Below are 4,112 nucleotides of genomic sequence, written 5' to 3'. Positions count from 1 at the left end.
TCTCCGTGGGTTTTGACGATCCCGAGATGATTCTCTCACGCTACCCCGGAGAGTTGTCTGGCGGCCAGCGTCAGCGCGTATGCCTCTCCCTGGCATTGCTGTGCCAGCGTCCGCTATTGATCGCCGACGAACCCACCACCGCACTCGATGTCATGTCACAGGCACAGGTCTTGAGCACGCTGCGGGCCTATAGTTGCAGCAACCCGGATTCCGCATTGTTGTTTATCACGCACGACATCGCCGTGGCCGCCTCACTGTGTCATCGCCTGCTGGTCATGAAGGACGGTTATCTCGTCGAACAGGGGGACACCCGCACGGTGATCGATCACCCGCAGCATGAATACACTCGAGCCCTGGTGCAGGCCGCTCGGCAACAAGACCAAGTACTGGCCATCTCTTCACCACCGACGCTGCAATGGGCGAGCTAATCCGATGATCACGCCATTTCTTCAATTGTCGCAGGTAGCGCACCGCTATCCGCAGCCCGGTCATTGGCTCCAACGGCCGCGTTTTTATCAGGCGCTGAGCGACGTCAATCTGCAATTCCGCGATGGAGAACGTATCGGATTGGTGGGCGCTTCCGGCTCAGGGAAATCCACGCTATTGAACGCGATGCTGGCGTTGGAGAGGCTGTCCGAGGGCGAGATACGCTGTGAAGGCCGCCTCGTCCGGCCGGGCCGCGCATCAGTCCTGCGCTGGTATCGCCAGCGCGTGCAATACATCCCGCAAGATCCCGCGGGATCGCTGGCGCCGCACCTAAACGTATTCGAACTCATCGCCGCGCCGCTAAGACAGCTCGGCTATCGCGGAAAGATAGAGCATGCGGTGCATGAAGCGCTTGAACAGGTCGCGTTATCGCCGGATTTACTGACGAGAAATGCGCAGGCGCTGTCCGGCGGACAGGCCCAGCGTGTGGCCATTGCTCGCGCTATCGCCGTAAAACCCCGCTTTCTACTGGCCGACGAACCGGTCAGCGGGCTGGACCTCCCGCTCCGCCAGCAGATCATTACATTGCTGGATCAAATGGCCCGCCGTCATCAAATGGGCCTGCTGGTTGTCTCGCACGATATTTCTGCCGTCGCAGCGCTGTGCGAACGAGTATTGGTCATGCATCAAGGCCAGATCGTGGAAGATCGGCCGCTCGATCAGCTCCTGACCCACCCCGTTCACGCCCACAGTGCGGCGCTGCTCGCGGCCATCCCCGTGTTATCGACCGACCTGTCGCCCACGCGCGATTAAAACCAGAAGGATTTTTCATGCTCCCCTTTTTACCTCTTAAGCGTCCCGCGTCAGCCTTATTGCTCGGCAGTTTGCTGGTGAGCGGTTGTTTCGACAAGGAAACGCCAACTGCCGACGGCGCCGACTCACCGCGTATCCGGGTGGCCATGCTGCTGCCGCCTCGCTCCGCGTTGTCTCCCTTTAGCGATGACGCATTTAAGCTATCCCGCTGGAGCACTGCCGAAACGCTGGTGAAACTCGATGCCAACGGAGACGCGCAGCCCGCGCTGGCGACCCAGTGGCAACAGCTGGATGACACGACCTGGCAGTTCAGCCTGCGTCCGGACGTTAAATTTCATGATAACAGCAACATGGATGCGGCGTCGGTGGTCAACGCGCTGACGGCGGCGACGCGCGCCGTGCCCAAGCCGCGTATTTTGGATGGTGTCGAACTGACGATCAGCGCCGACGGCGATCGTGCCGTCATCATCAAAACCGCCCGTCGTGACCCGTTACTGCCGCAACGGTTATCCAGTCCTCAGTTGGCGATCCTTTCGCCTGCCGCCTACGGAAAAAACGGCATCGTTAATCCCATCAATGCCGGAACCGGCCCGTTTGTGCTGACCCGCGTTAATGGCACGTCCAGCGCGCATCTCGACCGCTTCGAACACTATTGGGGGACTCCCGCCGCCGCGCCCGGCATCGACGTTGATTTTGTACCGGACGGCGCCGCCCGTGCCGCGGCGCTGCGTACGCATTCAGCAGACGTCGTCGAGGCGATCCCCGTCTCTCAGGCGCCGTTACTGGACGCGAACCGGGTGCATGAAGTCCCGATGCCGCGCACCAACACGCTGTACCTGAATACCCGTCGGGGCGCCTTCAGCGATCCGGCGCTGCGGGCCGCCGCACGCGACGCCATTGACCGCAGGGCGCTGGTGGATGGCGTCTATGAGCAGCGGGCGGACGTGGCCGTCGGACTGCTGGGGCCTGCGTTGCAGTGGGCGGCTCCGCGACGTCAACCTGTTACCTCGCCGACGCCCGCCGGTATTCCCCATGGCGCGACCATTACGCTGGCGACCTTCAGCGACCGCACCGAGCTGCCGGAAGCCGCCGTTTATCTGGCGCAACAACTTAGTGCGGCTGGCTTCACCGTCAAGCAAGAGGTGCGAGAATATGCCCAGATAGAGTCTGACGCGCTCGCCGGAAAATTTGATGCTTTCATTCTGTCCCGCGCGACGGTATTAGACTCTGGCGACCCGGTGGCTTACATGTACAGCGATTTCGCCTGTCATGGCTCTTTCAACATCGCACAACTCTGTCATTCCGACATCGACCACGCCTTGCAGAAGGCTGCCGGAATACCGGCGGGCGAGGCTCGGCGACAGGCCATCATGCGCGCCGAAAGGCTTATCCTTGCGACCGATGCCGCCATACCGCTGCTGCATGAACGGGTCATTCAGGGCGAGTCCGTTCGGGCGCGTCAGGTTATGCGCGACCCACGGGAGCGGGAGTTGATTACCCCGCAGACCGTGCTCAATGAGGCGCTGCCAACACCATGATCGAACCGATGGTTTGCCGGGACTGCGCCCGCACTTCCGCCCATTCCGCGCTGGCAGGGCCGGGACTCGCCCTGCTGTCCCGTGTGTTGATGGCCGCAGGCATTGTGACGCTTATCGGACTCTTACCCTGGCTTTCGGGCAGCGATCCGGCGCTCAGCCTGCTGCGCGCGCGCTCCGGCGAGCAGGAAGCCACAGAGGAGGCGTTGACGGCGATCCGCCAGCATTACGGGCTTGATCAGGGGCCTTTCCCCCTGCTGTGGCGATGGCTCGTCGGCCTGCTGCATGGCGATGCCGGTGTCTCCTGGATATCCGGCAACCCGGTACTGCCGGGCATGCTGTCGGCAACCGGCGTCTCATTACTCCTGATGAGCTGCGCGCTGCTGGTCGCGTTCATAGTGACGATAGTGCTGTGCGCGCCCACGGTGATCCGGGGTCTTCGCGGCGACAGCCGAAGCGGCAGCCGAAGCGGCAGCGGACTTCTCGCCGTCGCCCTCACCGCCATGCCGGAGTTTTTATTGGCGGCCTTTCTGCTGCTCGCTGGCGCTGTATGGTTGCACTTGTTCCCGCCCTACGGCTGGCGTGGCTGGGAATTCGCCGTGCTGCCCGCGCTGGCATTGGGTCTGCCCGCAGGTGGACTGCTGGGAAAGCTGTTCAGCGACACGCTGGCGTCTACCTTTGCCGAGCCCTGGCTGGTCACATGGAACGTCGCCGGATTCTCGCGCACGGCCTGCCTGTTGGCGGTCATTCGCCGCACTCTCCCGGCGGTGATGCCTCAGGTCGGGCTGGTATTAGTCGGATTGACCGGCGGCGCGGTGGCCGTCGAGAAGGTCTTCGCGATTCCCGGATTAGGACGCGCCACGTTAGGCGCATCCGCCGCGCAGGATCTGCCCGCGCTACAGTGCGGAATTCTGCTTCTGCTGCTGATCGCCACGGTGGCGGGCGGCAGTATTGCCCTGCTGCGCCATGCGCTATTGGGCCGTGCGATCGCGACGGCATCGTTGCCGATCCCGATCAACGCGCCCCCGGTCCGTACCAGCGCTTACTGGATCCCCGCGCTGGCGGGAGGTCTGCTAGCGCTGCTGCTGGTTATCGGGCTACCGCGCGACCCACTTTCTTCGGATTTCCTGCGGCTACAAGCACCTTCGCTGAGGCTGCCTTTTGGCGCGGACGCGATGGGGCGCGACCTGTTGGCCCGCGTCGCCCACGGTGCGATCGTCACCTTGCTAACGGCTCTGGTCGTCACGCTGGGCAGCCTGATGATCGGGATAACCGTTGGCCTTTTTCCCCGGCTATTTACCGGACCGATTGAAATGACGAACGCTCTGCCGCCCGTCA

General features: G+C 62.9%; 4 protein-coding genes. All 4 read left to right on the top strand.

Annotated features, from left to right (window positions below):
• Positions 1-428, top strand: a 428-nt coding sequence (locus Q7O77_RS15220; protein WP_304169272.1) for an ATP-binding cassette domain-containing protein, incomplete at its 5' end; no start/stop codon positions are given.
• Between the two features lie 4 nt (positions 429-432).
• The gene (locus Q7O77_RS15215; protein ID WP_304169270.1) at positions 433-1,239 is read left to right on the top strand and encodes an ABC transporter ATP-binding protein; all 807 of its coding nucleotides are present in this window, start codon (positions 433-435) and stop codon (positions 1,237-1,239) included.
• A 17-nt stretch (positions 1,240-1,256) separates the two neighbouring features.
• Positions 1,257-2,777 (top strand): ABC transporter substrate-binding protein, encoded by a 1,521-nt coding sequence (locus tag Q7O77_RS15210; protein WP_304169267.1) that lies wholly within the window; start codon positions 1,257-1,259, stop codon positions 2,775-2,777.
• Positions 2,774-4,112 (top strand): ABC transporter permease subunit (locus Q7O77_RS15205; protein ID WP_304169263.1); only part of this gene is annotated, 1,339 nt, incomplete at its 3' end. The genes Q7O77_RS15210 and Q7O77_RS15205, both read left to right, overlap by 4 nt.

Origin of the sequence: Lonsdalea britannica (genome assembly GCF_946477055.1) — a bacterium.
Classification (GTDB): Bacteria; Pseudomonadota; Gammaproteobacteria; order Enterobacterales; family Enterobacteriaceae; genus Lonsdalea; species Lonsdalea britannica_A.
The sequence above is the reverse complement of the archived record's forward strand: the minus strand, read 5'-3'. Positions and strand labels throughout refer to the sequence as shown.